Source organism: Shewanella goraebulensis (genome assembly GCF_030252245.1).
Classification (GTDB): domain Bacteria; phylum Pseudomonadota; class Gammaproteobacteria; order Enterobacterales; family Shewanellaceae; genus Shewanella; species Shewanella goraebulensis.
In genome coordinates, this window is sequence record NZ_CP126972.1 from 3381946 (window position 1) to 3401895 (window position 19950).

Here is a 19950-nt window from a genome sequence, read left to right on the forward strand (position 1 = left end):
AAATGCCACATTAAGTGGCATTTTTTATGTCTAGCTTGGCCAAAGCTTGTGATTAAATAGGCCGTAAATCTTCAGGCTACTTATATTCTTTATAAGCCTCACCTTTCTCTAACCACTCTGGTGCTTTTGCCCCTTTTAAGTAATGGTCAAAGTACTGCTTCATTCGAATAGTGTAGTCCAGTTTATTAGGGTACTTCTTCAAATGATGTGGCTCATCTTCGTATTGTAAAAACACCACATCTTTGCCAGTGCGGCGCATAGCTAAATAAAGTTCAACCCCTTGCTCCCAAGGCACCGCATCATCCTTGTCACCAAACATTATCATCATAGGTGTTTGAATGCGCTCGACGTAAAATACAGGTGAATTCTCAATGTATTTTTGCGGAGATTGAAATAAGCTTTCTGCAATACGGCTTTGCCCTGTTTCATATTGGAATTGACGTGCTAAACCAGAACCATGACGAATGCCACTATAAGCACTGGTCATATTCGATACTGGTGCGCCAGTCACAGCCGCTTTAAAGATGTTGGTTTGAGTCACAGCAAAAGCCGTTTGGTAACCGCCCCAAGAGTGACCTTGGATACCTACAGCATCAGGGTCTGCAATTCCCATATCAATCAGCTTTTGTACCCCTGAAGTTAACCCTTTAACCGCTGATGCACCAGGGTAGCCGACTTCAAATCTGATATCTGGTAAGAAAATAGCGTAACCATTATCAGCATACCAAGCAAAGTTAGGTCGATGGTTAATTGCCATGTGAGGGAATGAATGCAAACGGTCACTCATAAAACGATAGAAATAAACCATCACAGGGTATTGCTTGCCCTCTTGATAATTGGTGGGCTTAATTAATACACCATCGGTTTTACGGCCATCAGCATCGCTCCACTGAACCAACTCAGCACTGCCCCAATTAAAGCCATCGCGTTGCTTATCAAGATCCGTTTGTTTAACCGCATCATTTGGTGAAGTCACACTTGCTGTGTAAAGGTCTGGGTATAAATCATAGCGCTCTTTTGAATACACAATGGTGTCAGCATTCTTACTACGCGCAAGAACTTTAAGCTTAGCTTTACTGTCCACTAACTCTGTCAAACCTGGTACACCAATCGTCACACTATATAAACTATCAGCTTTAGTCGATTCGTTATAACCATGAATAAGCACAGACTGTTCTTGAGTCACTTCAGCAGGAGCATTTTGATCTTCATATAGACCTTCAATTCTCAACTGCGTACTCGTTTCACGACCTTGCCCTTTTGTTAGCATGTATCCGTCAAAAGACGATGTATTGAACTGCCAAACATCATATTTATCATAAGCGATAATGCCAGAACCATCGGCCAACCAAGGTCCAAACCCATAGCTAGGGGCATTACCAGGGTAGTCGTGGTCTTCATTGGCAAAACTCACACTAATATCTCTTGAAATAGTGTGCTTTCTTACTCCTGCAATGTCATACATAAATAGCTGACCTTGCTGGTAATATGCAACAAAGCGTGCGTTTGGTGACAATGTTGGCATTTCATTTGTTGGATGCTGTGTTAATAACTGCTGCTTTCTTCCCGTGTTTAAATCAACTAAATACACATCTTGATAAAAACCAGCCCAAGTAATCATCTTCTGGTAAGGCACATCAGATGTCGCTAACAAATAACGCTGTTGCTCCCCATACAGAACATTAGGGATCGTTTCATCAGCAAGTTGAACAATGCGATTAGCATTAATATGAAGCACGGCTAAATAAGTGCGCTGTACCTCTTTTGAATATTGCTTGATTTCATGAGGCTTAATTTTGGGGTCGTCGCCATGCCAGACTTTTAAATTGCGCAGACCAGTTACCACCGTTTCATCAAATAAATCAGCTTCGGTTTCTATTTCTGCAAGCGAGATAATTTTATCAACCTGTGGGACACGCCCCAAGAAAAGACGTAAACTGTCTTCGGAGAAAAAGACTTTAGAATATTGGTTTAATGTCCAATCATCATCTTGTGGGGTATCTTTAAGCTCGAAGGTTTCCAAACTCAATAACGAAAGTTGATACTCACGCTCATCCCGGTCATCAGTTGCGTTACCTTGAGTAAAGGCTAACCAATTTCCATCGTCAGATAGACTTAACTCACCTATTTGATTATCAGTACTTTTATACAGTTGCTTTAGCGTATTATTCGCTAGGTTTACCTTTTTGATGAAATGTTGTTTTGCTTTGTTGTCATTTATGGCTACAACAAAGTTCTTACCCACTCGATCAAAAGCAAATTGAGTTACGTTGATAAAATCATGGCTAGAATTGTCAGCTAATTTAATCAGCTTAATCGCGCTACCAATGTCTTTTTCATTGATTTTAGGCGCATCTTTATCATCTGAATCAGCCTCTTTTTCATCTTCAACGTCAAACCAGATCGCTAAAAATAATCCATCATCGCTAAACTCTGCCTGTTTTACCTTTTCAAAACGTTGTTGTTCACCCGTTGCTGTATTCAGTAATGCCAGTCCAGAATTAAGTTCTGACTTCTTTAAAGTTTCTTTGTCTAATAAAGATGGTTTAAGCATCGCGATAGCATAGCTACCTTGGCTATTTACTTTAACGTCTGATCCGCCATCAATAACAAACTGCTTCTTAGACTCAATGATATTGATTAAAGCACGGCTATCACCTCTATCAGGCATAGCTTCAACTGCCAATGTTCTTCCATTATCAGAAAGTACAGGCTGTTTCAGCGTTTCAAAATGCATGATGTCATTCAGCGATAAAGAAGTGGCTTGTTCTGCCGCGGTGAGCGACATTGACGCTGTCAATAACGTCAAAGGAATAAGTTTATGTAACTTCAAAGTCATCCTCATTATATTTATTATTTTAAGCAGTTAAGCCTTAATGACTCATTTCTACTTCAACCTTGATAAAACGACACATTGGCTTCAATTTGAAATATATCGTTCAGTATCGTATTAAAATTAGCGAACTTGATAATAAAGTTTATTTATTAAGCTGTTAGACCAAAGTCGTCTGTTCAAAAAATCTAACCTCAATAAGCTGTCTTGGTAAATCGACCCGCTAAGTTAACGTTTTAGCAACAATCAAAGTCGAAATATGACGCATATTGAACCTTTAAATTAAGCTGTTGTGAATATCTTAAAGCAATCAGCTGAGGATTAACTTAAAAAATATAAAAAATATGTGATTAAACTCACTAAATCCTGTAAAAAAATTTCAAAATTCGTTAAAATGCGCCGCAACAAAACCGTTAGTTAATCGTCCCGTAACCGTGTTATTAACACTTACAGGAAAATGCAGTAACCACTAAGTGGAAGGACTATCCATGCCAAAACGTACTATAACCGTAATCCCAGGTGACGGGATTGGACCAAGCATTATCGATTCCGCTTTAAAGATTCTCGACAAGGCTGGTTGCGACTTTGAATATGAATTTGCAGACGCCGGTTTAGCCGCACTAGAAAAACAAGGTGAATTAGTACCACAGCGTACCTTAGATCTCATCGAGAAGAACCGTATTACTTTGAAAGGTCCACTTACGACTCCAGTGGGTGAAGGCTTTACTTCAATTAACGTTAGCTTACGTAAAAAATTCAGCTTATACGCTAACGTACGTCCAGTGCTTTCTTTTAAAGGTACTCAAGCACGTTACGACAATATTGATATCATTACAGTACGTGAAAACACTGAAGGTATGTATTCAGGTCTAGGTCAAAAAGTATCTGATGACGGTGCTACAGCAGAAGCCACCAGTATCATTACACGTCAAGGCGCTGAGCAAATCACAACATTTGCTTATGAACTTGCAAGAAAAGAAAACCGCAAAAAAGTCACTATCGTTCACAAAGCCAACATCATGAAATCTACTTCAGGTTTATTCTTGAAAGTGGCACGTGAAGTTAGCCTACGTTACCCAGATATCGAAACAGAAGAAATGATCGTAGACGCAACTTGTATGAAGTTGGTTATGAATCCAGAAAACTTCGATGTCTTAGTTACCACTAACCTATTCGGTGACATTTTATCTGACTTATGTGCAGGTCTTGTTGGCGGCCTAGGTATGGCTCCTGGTGCTAACATTGGTAGTGACGCTGCAATTTTTGAAGCAGTACACGGCAGCGCACCTGATATCGCTGGTAAAAACTTAGCTAACCCTACTTCTGTTATTCTTGCTTCAATCCAAATGCTTGAGTACCTAGGTATGGCAGATAAAGCTGAAATGATCCGCAGTGCAGTATCTGCAGTGATCGAAGAAGGCGACCGTACTACACGTGATTTAGGTGGTACTCATGGTACTACTGACTTCACTCAAGCTGTTATTGACCGTTTAGGTTAATTTAAAACGGCAATAAGTCGGTAATATAAAACCTTTAAAAAAGCCCTTAGTGATTCACTAAGGGCTTTTTAATATCTCTTATTTATTCGCGATATGAACACGCGATATCAGCTGCTACTTAATCGTGAAAATTCCAAGCTGTATTAGGCTTAACCCATAAATGCACCGTCACTTCATCACGGTCATGATAAAGGTGCTTACATTGAATTTTAAAGTCGTCGATTTCGTTTTCTTTTAAAATCTCAGCCATAGTATCAAGAATTTGTCTTACTTCTTTATAACGGCTCTTCATTGGTAGTTTCAAGTTAAAAATGGCTTCTTTAAACCATCCATTAATCGCCCAAGCTTCCATAAGCTCAGCAACCCGTGAAGGCTTCTCAACCATGTCGCACACTAACCAATAAATATTCTTTCTTGGTGGCTCAAAACGGAAACCATCAGCGCGGTAATGACGTACTTGCCCTGTATCCATTAACTTTTGATCCATAGGACCATTATCAACAGCCGCCACAAACATACCGCGGCGGACAAGCTGATAAGTCCAGCCACCAGGACAAGCGCCTAAATCGACTGAATGTAAACCAGAACGACAGCGTTGCTCTTGCTCTTCTTTAGTTAAAAAGTGGCCAAAAGCTTCATCTAGTTTAAGACTTGAGCGACTTGGTGCATCAGCCGCCATTTTAAGACGTGGAATACCCATGAAATGTGGCGAGCTATTATTGGTCAGCGAATAACCGACATAAGCTTGACCGGGTGCAACAAAACATACGTGGATAATCGGTCTTCTATCATTTTCTTGCGCAAGTAAAGAACCTGATTTTTTTAAGCCTTGACGAAGCGGCACAGTAAATTTGCGACAAAAACCTGAAAGCTCTTTTGCTTCGTTGGTATCTGGGGTCTCAACTCTTAACTCACCAGCTTTAGTTACTCCCGCTAATGCAGCCACAATTGGCGTCATGCGATCAGTTTCTGGCAAGTCTTTTAATAAGTCATTTGCTGCAAACATTTGTCTAGCAAACACTAATGAGTTTAATTCAATTTTTTTAGCTAGCTGCTCACCACCATCTTCTTCAAAGCATTGGTAAATAACATAGGCATCGTTGGTATTGGTTTTAACAAAACCACCAATATTCAAGTCAGCTGCGCGCTGTTGAATTTCTGCAGCACAATCTTTCTCATAGCCTGCACGGCAGAACAAAAATAGGTTTTTCATGGTGAACCTTAAGCTTCAATAACGCCGTTCAATAATAAATTGCGTTAGTGTGTACGAATAAAAATACAATAATGAGCTGCATTATACGCAACTTTACTGACACTGTGTAAATTGAAGATACAAAAAAAACAAAACAAAAAAGCAGCTGAAATGGTGTATTTCAGCTGCCTTGATTAAATAACGAATATTAAATTTTAAAGCTAACTGGCTTTAACGTCGTCATTTTGCTTAAAAATCGCCACCGCAAACAACAACCAGCCTAAAAGCATACAAAAACCGCCCATTGGCGTTATCGGACCAATCCATTTAGCCCCCGTAAATGCATACACATATAACGAACCTGAAAACAGCAATATGCCGACAAAAAACAAACCCGCTGCCCAATTAAGTAATTTTGAAGATATCCAATGGCCGGCAAATGCCACCGCAATGATCGCGAAGGTATGATAGAAATGATAATCAACACCTAGCTTAAAAATAGCGACAAGTTCAGGTGGGGCGATATTTTTAAGTCCATGAGCGCCGAAAGCACCTAACCCTACCGCTAAAAAACCGCTCAGTGTCGCTAACAATAACAAGCCTTTTTTCATTTCATTGCCTTTATAAATTCTACTATCATAAAAAGTGATTAAATCTGTGATGCCATAAACTGCTGACATTGTTTAACGCAGGCTTGCAGATTAGCCTCTAAACTTGTACCTGACGACTTCCTAGGTTTAAAACTATGATCGCCATCGGTAATCCACCCTAATGAGATTGATTCATCAATTGGCCAATTTGGGATTTCAGCTTTACCACCAAATTTATCTCGCTCCCCTTGCAACACCATCACTGGAATCGTGGCATTATTGATGGGGGCTAAACGTGGTTCGCCACCTTTAAGGGGCACAAACGGGTAACCTAAACACACTACGCCTTTGATAAGCTTTTTAACTTGCTCAAACTCTGGGTGGATTTCCACTTTAGCAATGTCACTTAACTCAGGGGTCATTAGCATAGCTGACATTCTGCCTCCCATGGATTTACCCATAAGGAATATATTTTCAGTGACCAAACTGCCGTCTTTAATTTGATTCAATACGTCGGCTAAAACTTGTTGATAGTAGTTAAGCAACTTAGGCGCTCTATCAGGCGGTCTTCTTTTTCCATCTTGCATGTTGGCTTGCATATACAAAAAATTAAACCGTAAAACTTGTACGCCTGTTTTAGCTAGGTCTTCCGCTACTTGCTCCATAAAATCTGAATGCATATTGGCGCCAGCGCCATGAGCAAATACCACTAAGGTTTTACTTGGCTCACCCAGTAAAATAGATTCAATGGCTTGAGTGGGTTTATTAGGTACTGCTTCATCAACTTTCATCATTGTTTCTATTACTGCTCATTAAGTTTGATTCTTGTACTAGTCACTGGAACCGTATTAGCCACCAGCCAGTAGTTCGCTACGGGATTCTTCAGCAAACATGTCCACCATCCACTCTCTAAACGCGGCCACCTTGCCAAGTTCTGAGTGATTTTGCTGACAAACAAGATAATATGCATCTTTGCTAACAAGCACTTCAGAAAAAGGACACACTAATCGACCGGCTTTAATATCAGGTCTTGCTAGTACGCTATAGCCCAGTGCCACACCTTGACCATGCGCCGCAGCCTGTAGCACAAGAGACGAATGACTGAAGATAGGGCCAGAGTTAACATTAATTTCACTAATCCCGCATTGTCTAAACCAAGCTTGCCAATCATGGCGGCTTGAGTCATGTAATAAGGTATGATTTTTTAAATCGCTAGGTTTCTCTAATGGTTTAGGACCACTCAACAATAAAGGTGAACATACTGGAATAAGCACTTCATTACGCAATTTGTCGGCGCGCAGTCCAGGCCAGTTTCCTTGGCCATAATAAATAGCCACGTCCACATCATCAGTTAACGAATCAGCTTCACTGTCCACGGCTTTAATTCGCACATCGATATCAGGATTTTTTTCGCTAAATTTTGCTAGCCTTGGCACAAGCCATTGAATAGCAAAGCTTGGTGACATACTTACGGTCAATGAACCTATCGCACTTCTGGCTAAAAGGCGGTCGGTTGAATCACCAAGTTGGATAAATATATCTTTAATATCGAGGAAGTAACTCTGCCCTTCTTCGGTTAATAGCAAAGAACGGTTTTTACGACGAAATAGTTTTAAGCCTAAAAAATCTTCCAATGCTTTAATTTGATGACTCACCGCCGCTTGAGTGACAAATAGCTCTTCTGCTGCACGAGTAAAACTCAAGTGTCTAGCAGCTGCTTCGAATGCTTTAACAGCATTTAAAGGTGGCAATCTTCTCGACATAGTGATCAATCTCTCGTTTTTTAATTAGTTTTTCTAATGATTATCGTTATTTTTTGTCGTTTGTAAAGAACACTCTGTTCGTTTAAATTATAACCATTGAAATTTAGTGAGTTGGACAATCTCAATATGGAAAAGAGGGAGTGTCCGACAGTGTGATTTGTCAGCCCGGAGGCGACCCTTTATGTTTAACTTAAAAACTTTAGCGACTGTAGCTTTACTCTCTTCTTTTGCTTTTGCTGCGAACGCAACTGATACCACCATTGATATCAGCGATCTTCAAGCTTCAATCAATGCTGAGTTTGAACAAAGCATGTCAGACATGCAAAAAGACATTGATGTTGATGTAAAAAGCACTTTAGTTGCCGACAAAGAAGACAAAACAACAGTGACCACAGCAGAAGTTCGCATTGCTGAATAATCTACTGTAAAAACAGTTTCAAAAAAACCGCATTAGCCAAATTTATGGTAATGCGGTTTTTTTATGTCTATTTATTAGCAATTATTTTACATTATCCAAGTTCGCTGATAAATCACTTAAAAAAATAGCCAAAGGCGTAATACCGTCGGCTATTTAATCTAATGATATTGTCTATGACATTATCCAAGTTCACTGATAAATCACTTAAAAAAATAACCAAAGGCGTAATACCGTTGGCTATTTAATCTAATGATATGGTCTATGACATTATCAAGCTGCGGTTAAGGACGATATACCTTAACGTTACTATAACCTTGCTCTGTTAGGTATAGTGCTTGAAGTTTACTCATCACGCCACGGTCACAATATAACAAATAGGTTTTCTGTTTATCTAAATCTGCAAACTGAGTTGCCAATTTAAAGAAAGGAATTTTCAAGATTTCAGTATCTGTAATTTTAAGCGGATTTTGCTCTTCTTCATCTTGAGCACGAATATCAATCACTACGTTACCATTATCGATAGACTCAACCGTTTCAGTTTCGCTTACAGTGGTTTCAACCTTTTCAGCAATCTGTTTAATATCGATAACTACCGCATCGTTAACAACACGATCAATTAAGTCTTCTGTAAATTTAAGTTCTTCAGCTTCAATTTTAGCTAATACAGCTTTCACTGTCGGCTTTTGCGAAATTACACCACAATATTCAGGAATCGCTTTAGCAAAGTCTTCTGTACCAATTTTGCGGCTTTCGTTAATAATGTCTTGCTTATCCATAGTGATAAGTGGACGTAAAATCAATAAATCAGTACAGCGGTCAATAACGTTAAGGTTCGTCAGTGTTTGACTAGAAACTTGACCTAAGCTTTCGCCAGTCACTAATGCTTGAATACCGTATTTTTCAGCAATTTTAGTCGCTGCACGCATCATCACACGCTTTAAGATTACGCCCATTTGGCCATTATCGATGCGTTCTAAAATCTCTTCGACTACTGGTTCAAAAGGCACAGTGATGAATCGCACTTTGTGTGATTCACCGTATTTTTGCCATAAGTGATAAGCAACCTGCTTAACGCCGATTTCATGTTGTGCGCCGCCTAAATTAAAGAAGCAATAGTGAGTACGTGCGCCTTTCTTAATAAACTGGTAACTGGATACGCCTGAATCAAAACCACCTGAAATAAGAGACAGCACGTCTTCTTGAGTCGCCATTGGGAATCCGCCTAACCCTTCAATACGACGTACAACCATATAAAGCTTTTCATGATCGATTTCTAAGTTTACCGTCATGTCAGGATTTTTAAGCTTAACGCCTGTGGCTTCAGTGTGTTGATTTAACCCACCGCCAACATAACGTTCAACTTCAATAGAGTTAAAATCATGCTTACCTGTGCGCTTAACACGAACACAGAAAGTTTTACCTGCAAGCTCATCTTTATAAACAGGCAATACTTGCTGGTAAATATCATCTATCGATTCAAAGCTGTATTCATCAACTTGGATGACATGTGCAATACCTGGAATGCATTCTAAACGCGCAGAAATAGCATCAACTCTTGCTTGTTCATCACTAGCTACGTGGATCATGATGCGATCCCATTGGCGTTGCACTCTTACATCTTCATCGACTTTTTTAAGTACATTGCGAATGTTTGTTTCAAGGATTTTAGTAAAACGCATTCTAACGGTTTTACTTTTCATCATGATTTCTGGGTATAGCTTTACGATAAACTTCATTGGACTTCCGCGGGCATCTGATTCGGTATAAGCCTCATTAGCACTAATAATCTGTCGCTTTAAAGTCGTTCTCTTTGGTTATTTGAGAGCTCACTTTTAGCTTCAATATTGGTGTAAACAGGCATAAAAACGATGACTAGTAAGGTGACTAGTCATTTAAGGGCGGGATTATAGCAAAAATTGGCTATTTACCAAACACATTAAATAGCGTTACGCAGACTGTAACCAGTTTGTGTGAGTTAACCTAAATTCAATAAAAAAGCCGCTTAATAAAAGTGCATGACTATTATTAAAACGGCCTTTAAATGTCCATTTAAAACTTGTTTAAAATCACTTAGCTGTTCGAAAACAGATAAAACCATAAGTAGACCAAAACTAAAACTCAGTCATCACTGCTCAGGAACAGGAATCGCTTCAATCTCTCTAGACTCTTTAGCTTTACCTTGTTCAATGGCAATTTCAACTCGGCGGTTTCGACTTCTATTTTGATTAGAATCATTTGGCACTAATGGCGCATTTGATGCCATTCCAACCACTTGCATTCTAGATTCATCAAATCCTGTTACTTTGGCAAGCTCATGTGCCACAGCAACAGCCCGTTTACTGGATAAGTCCCAATTCGAACTGTAAAGCTCATTACTTATGTGCATACCATCTGTGTGGCCGGAGACAGTTATTATTCCTGGTACATCTTTCAATAAATCACCAATAGAGCGTACAACAGGTTTAAACCGTGGTTGCAAAAACCCAGAGCCCGAGGCAAACGAGCCTTTCTCGCGAATACGAATAATAATTTGTTGGCCTAATGATTCAATTTCGATTGCTCCATCTACAATTTCTTCATTCAACTGCTCAGCCATCTTTTTAACTTGGTCGTTAATGTTTTCTTGCTCAGATGACGCTTGAGATTGTTGAGCTTGCGCTTGCTGTTGCGCCGTTGCTGCCGCATTGCCGCCTCTATCTTCACCTTGTTGCTTTTGCACCCCACCAGCACTGGCATCATCACCCGCTTGGTACTCAATGGTTTGCTGGGTCATTTCATTGGTTTGTTGATTGATAATTTCAATCGGTGTGGGGTCGGGTTTGCCGGGGCGAAACTCCAGCGCAATCACAGAAGTCCCTTTAGGAATGTCTTTCACTTCTACTTTATTTTGTACACCAAAAGCGTACTTCATCGACCCTGCAATTTGTTTAAACTTCATCACATCCATTTCAGAGAATGCTAGCAATAAAACGAAGAAACACATCAACAATGACATCAGATCAGCAAATGTAGCTAACCATAATGGGGCTCCAGGAGGGGGACAATTACACTTGGCTTTCTTAGCCATGAGTTATTCTCCATCCGTTGTATCAATTTGACGTTGTTTTTCTGATAAATAGTTTTTAAGAAAGCCTTCAATAACACGGGGGTTTTGACCATCTTGAATCGCTAGAACCGCATCCATAATCAAATTACGATTAAGTAATTCTTCACTCATTCTTAATTGCAGTTTATCAGCAATAGGAATCGCAATCATGTTGGCGATGATGGCGCCATACAGTGTGGTTAATAATGCAACGGCCATTGAGGGACCGATAGATTTAGGATCATCCATATTCGATAACATAGCAACAAGTCCAATAAGTGTACCAATCATCCCCATTGCAGGTGCAACATCACCGAGGGACTTAAAAATACCTATACCTGTTTTATGACGCTCTTCGGTTAATGCAATATCCTTTTCAAGCGCCTCACGAACCACATCACCATCGTGACCATCTACCAACATATCAACCGCTTTTTGCATAAAGCTGTTGGTGATTTGTGCTTCTTCCAATGCAAGGAATCCACCTTTACGTGCAGCGTCGGCCATATTAACCGATTGTTCAATTAAGTCTTCAGGCTTATCAATTTTAAACATAAAGGCTTTGGCGCCAATTTTAACCGCCCCAAGAAATTGCTTTAAATTGTACTTCATCATTACGACGAATAATGAACCAATAAATACGATCATCACTGACGGCACATCAACAAAGATTGAAATACCACCACTGCTGACCATAGACCCAATAATAAAAGCAAAGGCTCCGATCAAACCTATTAGGGTTGCTAAATCCACAATTTCTCCTTGATTGCAGTCTTTAAATGCTGCCGTACTGACTGATAACCATTAACATGATTAACCGCGTTATGAATATCAATGTAACACCCTGAGTGACAGGGATAATAGTTCAAATAACAAAAAAATACTCTATTCGCAGCATTCTAATAAAAAATGACCAGTTGTGATAAAAATTCCATCAATTCTTATTTATAAAACGATTGTCTTAATGAAGAAGAATATTATTAGTCGATTAAGGAAACTGGCATTCGTTATAGTTATCGGTCAAACTTAGCCCAAGTTTAGATATTTTTTATTAATTGTATAATTTTTCAGTCACAAAGCGTGCTATTGAGCAAATAAACTACGACACAATTTGACCCTTAGCCCGCCCTGATATACCTTGTCCTCCGCACAACAGAAGGAATAATAATTGTGGCAAAAAAACCTGAGAATCTTAGTTTTGAAGAGTCCTTATCGGAGCTTGAAAACATCGTTGCAGATCTTGAGCAAGGTGAAGTCACACTAGACAGTGCCCTCAAACAATTTGAGCGTGGAATTAAGCTGGTTCGTCAAAGCCAGTCCAAGCTTGAACAAGCACAACAGAAAGTATCAATTTTATTGGATGAAGACGATACCAACCTGAGCCCATTTACCGTTGAAGGCGAATAAGCGTGTTAGCCCAAGCAATTGAAAAGTATCAACAACGTGTCGACAACGTTCTACGAAATAAACTCGCAGAACTCGATGACACGGCACCTGAATTAAAAGCAGCCATGACCCATGGTGCTTTACTGGGTGGCAAGCGTATTCGTCCTTTTATGGTTTACAGTATCGGCGAAATGCTAGGCGCAAAAATAGAACACCTAGACAATGCTGCGGCAGCAATTGAATGCATTCATGCCTATTCATTAATTCATGACGATTTACCTGCTATGGATGATGACGCGCTCCGCCGTGGTCAGCCTACCGTGCATATTGCTTTTGATGAAGCCACAGCAATCCTTGCTGGTGATGCACTGCAAACACTCGCTTTTGAACTTATTTGTCAGCCAAGTGACGATATTACGCCACCTCAACAACTCGCTATGGTAACTGCCCTTGCAAAAGCTTCGGGTTACAGTGGGATGTGTGGCGGGCAAGCAATTGATCTGAGTTCAACCAATAAGCGTATAAATCTTGAACAGCTAACCCAGTTACATAATAAAAAAACGGGGGCGCTTATTAGCTGCGCAGCAGAACTGGCATTAATTGCAGCTAATGCTAACCAAGACGAACAAAAAATGATTCGAGAGTTCGCCGCTAATATCGGCTTAGCTTTCCAAGTTCAAGATGACATTTTAGATATTACTGCCAGTACTGAAGAGCTGGGTAAGCCTCAAGGCAGTGATGAAGAAGCCAATAAGAGCACCTTCCCGCGCTTACTTGGACTTGACGGTGCGAACAAATGCGCCGAGCAACTAATTAACGATGCACTATCAGCGCTGGCCAATTTGACCTACAATAGCCAGTTAATTGCAGACTTCGCCCGCTATATCATTGCGCGAAGATTATAAAAGAGACAGTTTATCTCCTTATGAGTTTCGATAATTCTCAATTTCCCGTATTAGCTCAAGCCAATACGCCTGAAGATTTAAAAAAGCTGCCTCAAGGCATGCTGCCACAACTATCTGATGAGTTAAGACAATTCTTACTCAAGTCAGTGAGTAACTCTAGTGGCCATTTTGCTTCAGGACTGGGTACTGTTGAATTAACAGTAGCGCTTCACTATGTCTACAACACCCCTTTTGATCGTGTTGTATGGGACGTAGGTCATCAAGCGTACCCGCACAAAATTCTGACTGGTCGTCGCGAACAGATGCACACCATACGTCAAAAAAATGGATTACATCCTTTCCCTTGGCGCGAAGAAAGCGAGTACGACACTTTTAGTGTTGGCCATTCTGGCACTTCTGTTAGTGCTGCTCTAGCGATGGCAGTTGCTGCAGAAAAAGAACAAAAAGATCGTAAAGTTGTTGCCGTCATTGGTGACGGTGCTATGACTGGTGGTATGGTGTTTGAAGCCATGAACCACGCAGGCGATCTGCACAATGACATGCTAGTGGTATTAAATGACAACGAGATGTCAATTTCTGAAAACGTTGGTGCGTTAAACAACCATTTAGCTCAGCTAATGTCTGGTCGTTTTTATACCACCATTCGTGAAGGTAGCAAGAAAGTGCTTAAGGGCATGCCTGTTATCAAAGAAATGGCTAAACGTACTGAAGAACACCTTAAAGGCATGGTCGTACCCGGTACCCTCTTTGAAGAGTTAGGTTTTAATTATATTGGCCCTATTGATGGCCACGATGTTGACTCTTTAGTTGAAACCCTGCGAAATATGCGTGATCTTAAGGGGCCGCAAATATTACATATCATGACTAAAAAAGGTCGTGGATATGAGCCCGCTGAAAAAGATCCTATTGGCTGGCATGCAGTCCCTAAATTTGATCACACCCAATTTAGAAAACCTAAAGCTAAACCGACTTCACCAACCTTTTCACAAGTGTTTGGTAAGTGGCTATGTGACGTTGCTAAAGAAGATGAAAAACTGTTAGCTATCACTCCAGCCATGCGTGAAGGTTCGGGAATGGTCGAATTCTCGCAAAAATTCCCTAAACAATACTTTGACGCTGCAATTGCAGAACAACATGCTGTTACCTTAGGTGCGGGTTTTGCTTGTGAAGGCTTCAATGCTGTTGTCGCTATCTATTCGACGTTCTTACAACGTGGTTATGACCAAATCATTCATGATGTGGCATTACAACGTTTACCGGTATTATTCGCTATTGACCGTGGTGGTATTGTCGGAGCAGATGGACCAACTCACCAGGGCGCGTTTGATTTAAGCTTTTTACGTTGTGTACCTAACATGGTGATAATGGCACCATCTGATGAAGATGAATGTCGCCAGATGCTGTATACCGGTTATCGTTATAAAGATGGTCCTACGGCAGTTCGTTACCCTCGTGGTAGCGCTACAGGTATCGAGCAAACGGAAGCGATGACAGCCTTGCCTATTGGTAAAGGCTTAATTAAACGTCAAGGCTCTGACAGCAACGCCCCAAGTATTGCCATCATTAACTTTGGCACCACTTTAGCAGCGGGTCTTGAAGCTGCAGAAGCATTGGATGCAACCGTTGCAGATATGCGCTTTGTTAAACCACTAGATGAAGCGCTACTGGCTGAACTTGCAAACAGTCACGACATTATCGTAACCCTTGAAGAAAACGCCATTATGGGCGGTGCGGGTAGCGGTGTAATCGAGGCTTTGCAAAAAATGAAAATCATCAAGCCAGTGCTACAAATTGGTTTACCTGATGAATTTATTAAGCACGGCGCACCAGACGAAATAATTCAAGAATTAAAACTTGATGGCGCTGGCGTACTAGAACAAATTCAACAATATATTGGCTAAGATTCAATATAAATCAGCCACAAAAAAGGACTGCCATGCAGTCCTTTTTTATCATTTTAAATAGGTAATTTGCTTAACTTTACATCAAACTACCCAATCAAATATCTTGCAAGCTTTACACTTCAGCCGCTAATGCTTTAATAACTTATTATGTATTAAATATCTTATGCTTGAGTATCTACGCTTGGGCCGCCTTGCGAAACCATAACCATAGCAGGGCGCAATAAACGTGAGTTTAATGTGTAGCCTTTTTGCATCACTAGCATAACAGTGTCTTTCGGGTATTCGGCACTTGGTTGCATACCGATAGCCTGATGATGCTCAGGATTAAATGCATCACCTAACGGGTTAACTTGTACCACACCAAATTTCTCAACAGAGCTTAAGAAACCTTTCATCGTTAAATCAACGCCTTCAACAATAGCTTTAGTCGCTTCATCTTCAGGGTTAACACCCGTTAACGCACGCTCCATGTTGTCTAACACAGGTAAAAGTTCGTTTACAAACTTCTCTAAGGCGAAAGCTCGTGCTTTTTCTACATCTTTTGCTGCGCGAGTACGGATGTTTGCCGTCTCTGCAGCAGCACGAATTTCAACATCTTTACGATCAGCTAGTGCTGCTTGAGATTCCGCAAGTTGTTGTTCTAATGCTTCAATTTTAAGATTAGCTTGAGTTAACTCATCAACTTCTTGTGTTGCTTCAGCTTCAACTTCTGTTTCAACATCAGTGATTACTTCTGCATCAATTACTTCTTGATCTGCTTTATTCGACTCGTTGCTCATTTTCACTCCAGCTAAAAATGCTTTGTTTCTGATTACTATGGGCATATTATGGGGATCAATTTCTTTGTTTCAAGCCTTTGAGCAAATCAAATACTAATATGACCAAAAAGTTCCAAACAATTGGCCTTATCGGCAAACCACATCACCAAGGTACAAACCTCACTTTGAAGCGTTTGCATCATTGGTTGTCTATGCAAGGCTTTGAGATTTTAGCTGAAGAGCGAGTGGCATCTGAACTCAAAGTTGATATTGAATCCGTTGATTTAACTGAATTAGGTGAGCGTTGCGATCTAGCCATCGTCGTGGGTGGTGACGGTAATATGTTAGGTGCAGCCAGAGTATTGGCAAGATACGATATTGCAGTGATCGGTGTTAACCGTGGCAACCTAGGCTTTTTAACTGATTTACCGCCAGATAATTTTGAAGAGTCTCTGTCTAAAGTGTTAGATGGTCAATACGACACAGAATATCGATTTTTACTGGAAGCTGAGGTTCATCGTCATGGAATGCTCAAATCAAGTAATACAGCAGTGAATGAAGCGGTCTTGCATCCAGGGAAAGTTGCCCACATGATCCAGTTCGAGGTCTATATCGATGACCAGTTCATGTATAGCCAACGTGCAGACGGTATGATTGTATCTACCCCGACAGGCTCGACGGCTTACTCGCTTTCTGCCGGAGGCTCGATTTTAACCCCTAACCTCCAAGCATTGATATTAGTGCCGATGTTTCCCCATACACTCTCTTGCAGACCTATTGTTGTTGATGCTAGTAGCACTATTAAACTTGTGGTATCACCAGATAATGGCGAGAACTTAGAAGTGAGCTGTGATGGTCACGTCCATTTATCGGTATTACCTGGTGATGAGATTTTAATTAGTCGAAGTGAAGACAGATTAAGAATGATCCATCCTAAAGGGCATAATTACTTTAATGTATTACGAGCTAAGCTCGGTTGGGGCAGCAAGCTGTTTTAGTCTTACCTGCAAACCAAGCTTTGAATAATGGCGAATATTTTTTATGTCTAAAAATCTGTTGTTAGAGCATTAAGCCCTAGAAACATTGTTGAAAGAGATTAACTCAGATAATTAATCTCTTTTATTTAAATGAATATTTCAAACTTTCGAATCTTGATGTAAGCAGGCTAGCAATAACTTTGTAAGCTGAGTTTCAGCTAATGGTGATAGCGCAATAATCTCCATTCGAGAATCCATGGTTTCATCCAATTCCATCACAGAAAGTTTACCATCCACCATATTAAAACCCGCTATACCCTCTTCTGTAATCATCACTGCTTTCAATCGAACAATGTTTTTTTCAATAAAATGATTCGCTAAACTTATCAAAGCATCAAAATCAAAACATAATCTGGGTTCAAATACCCAACCTATACTAAACGCGCCCTCACCTTGATTTTCTTTAAACCAAAAGCCTTGCTGATTAAATTCGATAATCTGAGGTTCTTCGTTTTGGGATGAAGACTGCGAAAATATTGATGGTGAGTTGCCAGCTAGAAGTGATTTATTGTCTGTAACTGAGCACATTGCTTGTGACTTATTCTGTTTGGCAATAAACGGTTTATTAAGGCCTGCAAATAACTGCTGTATAGAAGTGTCACTGGCTGAACTAATTAACGATTTAGTCTGGTTAAATCGCCCTAAGAACTCACTAAGGTTCTCAAGTTCATTTTGCTGGTATAAATCAACTTTACTGGCATACACAATATCGGCGATTTGCATTTGTTGATTAAAGTTATCATTTTTACTGTATTGTTCATCTAACACTTTGCGGGCATCTACCACACAAACGGTTTGATTCACTTTTAATACTTGTTGATTAAATTCATTAGTGAGCACTTTTAAAATTTCAGCCGGATGGCCTAAACCAGTTGGCTCAATGAATAAACGATCTGGCTTCGCTTTTTGAATAAGTTGATTAATAGCAACTTGTGTAGGAATACCTGCAGCGCAGCAAAGACAGCCACCAGCGACCTCTTTAATCACAATGTCATCACCAGTATTTACACCACCAATAAGCCCTGCATCGATTCCTATCTCACCAAATTCATTGACTAATACTGCCCAGGTTTCGTTTTGCGGTTTTAACTTGAGTAAAGATAAAATAAGGCTGGTTTTACCTGCTCCTAAAAAGCCAGTAATAATGTTGGTATTAATTCGTTTGAGGATCACGCTGTAACTTCCCTGTTCTAGATGGCTAAAAAAAATACTTACTTAGCTTTTTTAGCGTATTTGCCTTGACGCGTCGGCTTAGATTTATCACTGCCTCGATTTCCACTTGGTCTTTTATGCTTAAAAGATTTTTTTGGTTTTACTACTTCCACGTCGCGATACCTTGCAGGTAAAGGTGCTCCAGCTTCATAACCAGGGTGAATATGAATATCTAGTTGAGTATTAATTAATGCTTCAATATCAGCTAATAAATCCATTTCGTTTTGTGCCACTAACGATATTGCCTCGCCAGCTAAGCCAGCACGGCCAGTTCGTCCAATACGGTGGACATAATCTTCAGGCTCAGGTGGTAATTCAAAGTTAATGACTAAAGGTAGAGCTTCGATATCTAGCCCCCTGGCAGCCAAATCAGTCGCAATCATCACTCTTAGTTTGCCAGACTTAAATTCCTCTAGCGCTCTATTCCTTGCACCTTGGGTTTTATCGCCATGAAAAACAGCGGCTTTAATACCATCTAATTTCAATTCTTTTAACAGATGCTCAGCCGTTTCTTTCATGCTGGTAAACACCATGACTTGCTGCCAATTATTACGGCCAATAAGTTCTGACAATAATTCCGCTTTGCGTCTTTTATCCACTTGAAACACAGATTGAGAAACTGTATCCGCTGTCGTTTGATTCGATACATGCACAAACTCAGGTTCATTCAGCATTTTTGCAGCTAAGCTTTTTACAGCTTCTGAATAGGTCGCTGAAAACATCATGGTTTGATGCTGGCGATTAACTAAACGTTTTACCTTTTCAATGTCTTTAACAAAGCCTAAATCCAGCATACGGTCAGCTTCATCTATCACCAAATGAGTGACAAACGATAAATCCAATTCATGTTGACCGATAATGTCAAATAAGCGACCTGGCGTAGCAACAAGGATATCTACACCTTTCGTTAGCGCTTTACGCTGTGGGTTGATACTGGCGCCACCATAAACAGCAACGCTTTCAAACGGAAGAAACTGTGCGTAATTAACAATATTCTGTTCAATCTGAATGGCGAGCTCACGAGTCGGTGTCATGATCAATACGCGCAGCCTTTGCCAAGCTGTTTTATTGTCTTGCTCGCTAAGCTGTTGCTCTAATAAAGACAATAACGGTAATGAGAAAGCTGCAGTCTTACCTGTTCCAGTTTGAGCACTGGCTAAAATATCTTTTCCATCAATGGCCAATGGCATCACAACCTGCTGCACTGGCGTCATGCAGTCATAACCACAAGCCGTTACTGCATCTAATATAGGCTGTGAAAAGCCAATTGAATCAAAAGTCATATGTTTCTCTAATATACACTACCAATAATGGCGTCATTGTAACGGTTAAAGCCTATTTTTGCGATTTATTCACAACCTTTATAGT

Annotated in this window: 17 protein-coding genes; 6 read left to right on the forward strand and 11 right to left on the reverse strand. The window is 40.2% G+C overall.

The genetic code is table 11. From position 1 onward, the window contains the following. Positions 1–76: 76 nt before the first annotated feature. Positions 77–2839, reverse strand: coding sequence for a S9 family peptidase (locus tag QPX86_RS14310; protein ID WP_285163060.1), 2763 nt, complete (start codon positions 2837–2839; stop codon positions 77–79). A 482-nt stretch (positions 2840–3321) separates the two neighbouring features. Between QPX86_RS14310 and QPX86_RS14315 the strand changes: the two genes are divergently transcribed. Further along, the gene (locus QPX86_RS14315; protein ID WP_220754816.1) at positions 3322–4332 is read left to right on the forward strand and encodes an isocitrate dehydrogenase; all 1011 of its coding nucleotides are present in this window, start codon (positions 3322–3324) and stop codon (positions 4330–4332) included. 118 nt (positions 4333–4450) lie between these two features. Here the strand turns inward: QPX86_RS14315 and rlmM are convergent, their stop codons facing one another. The 4 genes from rlmM to QPX86_RS14335 all read right to left on the reverse strand — a co-directional run bounded on the left by rlmM (position 4451) and on the right by QPX86_RS14335 (position 7877). Next, on the reverse strand, positions 4451–5545 hold the full coding sequence (rlmM, locus tag QPX86_RS14320) for a 23S rRNA (cytidine(2498)-2'-O)-methyltransferase RlmM (protein ID WP_285163061.1): 1095 nt from the start codon (positions 5543–5545) through the stop codon (positions 4451–4453). A 200-nt stretch (positions 5546–5745) separates the two neighbouring features. Further along, on the reverse strand, positions 5746–6135 hold the full coding sequence (locus tag QPX86_RS14325; RefSeq protein WP_220754818.1) for a DUF423 domain-containing protein: 390 nt from the start codon (positions 6133–6135) through the stop codon (positions 5746–5748). A 38-nt stretch (positions 6136–6173) separates the two neighbouring features. Beyond that, entirely contained in the window at positions 6174–6905 is a 732-nt protein-coding gene (locus QPX86_RS14330; protein ID WP_285165174.1) for an alpha/beta fold hydrolase, read from the reverse strand. Between the two features lie 57 nt (positions 6906–6962). Further along, the gene (locus QPX86_RS14335) at positions 6963–7877 is read right to left on the reverse strand and encodes a transcriptional regulator GcvA (RefSeq protein WP_220754819.1); all 915 of its coding nucleotides are present in this window, start codon (positions 7875–7877) and stop codon (positions 6963–6965) included. Positions 7878–8058: 181 nt separating this feature from the next. Between QPX86_RS14335 and QPX86_RS14340 the strand changes: the two genes are divergently transcribed. Beyond that, positions 8059–8295 carry a hypothetical protein gene (locus tag QPX86_RS14340; protein ID WP_220754820.1) on the forward strand — a complete coding sequence of 79 codons (237 nt, stop codon included), beginning with the start codon at positions 8059–8061 and terminating at the stop codon, positions 8293–8295. Between the two features lie 281 nt (positions 8296–8576). Here the strand turns inward: QPX86_RS14340 and thiI are convergent, their stop codons facing one another. From thiI to pomA, 3 genes are all read right to left on the reverse strand, one after another. Beyond that, positions 8577–10031, reverse strand: coding sequence for a tRNA uracil 4-sulfurtransferase ThiI (thiI, locus tag QPX86_RS14345; protein WP_220754821.1), 1455 nt, complete (start codon positions 10029–10031; stop codon positions 8577–8579). A 389-nt stretch (positions 10032–10420) separates the two neighbouring features. Next, the gene (locus QPX86_RS14350; protein ID WP_220754822.1) at positions 10421–11362 is read right to left on the reverse strand and encodes a flagellar motor protein MotB; all 942 of its coding nucleotides are present in this window, start codon (positions 11360–11362) and stop codon (positions 10421–10423) included. Positions 11363–11365: 3 nt separating this feature from the next. After that, positions 11366–12133 carry a flagellar motor protein PomA gene (pomA, locus tag QPX86_RS14355; protein WP_220754823.1) on the reverse strand — a complete coding sequence of 256 codons (768 nt, stop codon included), beginning with the start codon at positions 12131–12133 and terminating at the stop codon, positions 11366–11368. 417 nt (positions 12134–12550) lie between these two features. Here pomA and xseB point away from each other — a divergent pair, with 417 nt between their 5' ends. The 3 genes from xseB to dxs are packed head-to-tail and all read left to right on the forward strand — an operon-like array spanning position 12551 to position 15572. Then, positions 12551–12787, forward strand: coding sequence for an exodeoxyribonuclease VII small subunit (gene xseB / locus QPX86_RS14360; RefSeq protein WP_102529053.1), 237 nt, complete (start codon positions 12551–12553; stop codon positions 12785–12787). Between the two features lie 2 nt (positions 12788–12789). Then, positions 12790–13671 (forward strand): (2E,6E)-farnesyl diphosphate synthase, encoded by an 882-nt coding sequence (gene ispA / locus QPX86_RS14365; RefSeq protein ID WP_285163062.1) that lies wholly within the window; start codon positions 12790–12792, stop codon positions 13669–13671. A gap of 20 nt (positions 13672–13691) precedes the next feature. After that, the gene (gene dxs, locus QPX86_RS14370; RefSeq protein WP_285163063.1) at positions 13692–15572 is read left to right on the forward strand and encodes a 1-deoxy-D-xylulose-5-phosphate synthase; all 1881 of its coding nucleotides are present in this window, start codon (positions 13692–13694) and stop codon (positions 15570–15572) included. Positions 15573–15736: 164 nt separating this feature from the next. Here the strand turns inward: dxs and grpE are convergent, their stop codons facing one another. Continuing rightward, positions 15737–16354, reverse strand: a complete 618-nt coding sequence (gene grpE / locus QPX86_RS14375; protein WP_220754826.1) for a nucleotide exchange factor GrpE — start codon at positions 16352–16354, stop codon at positions 15737–15739. Between the two features lie 98 nt (positions 16355–16452). On the opposite strand from grpE, the gene nadK reads away from it, so the two are divergent. Then, complete coding sequence (gene nadK, locus QPX86_RS14380) at positions 16453–17331, forward strand: NAD(+) kinase (protein WP_220754827.1); 879 nt, start codon at positions 16453–16455, stop codon at positions 17329–17331. 138 nt (positions 17332–17469) lie between these two features. Here nadK and QPX86_RS14385 read toward each other — a convergent pair whose 3' ends face one another. After that, complete coding sequence (locus QPX86_RS14385; protein WP_285163064.1) at positions 17470–18543, reverse strand: CobW family GTP-binding protein; 1074 nt, start codon at positions 18541–18543, stop codon at positions 17470–17472. Between the two features lie 38 nt (positions 18544–18581). Further along, positions 18582–19865 (reverse strand): DEAD/DEAH box helicase, encoded by a 1284-nt coding sequence (locus QPX86_RS14390; protein WP_220754829.1) that lies wholly within the window; start codon positions 19863–19865, stop codon positions 18582–18584. Positions 19866–19950 lie beyond the last annotated feature (85 nt).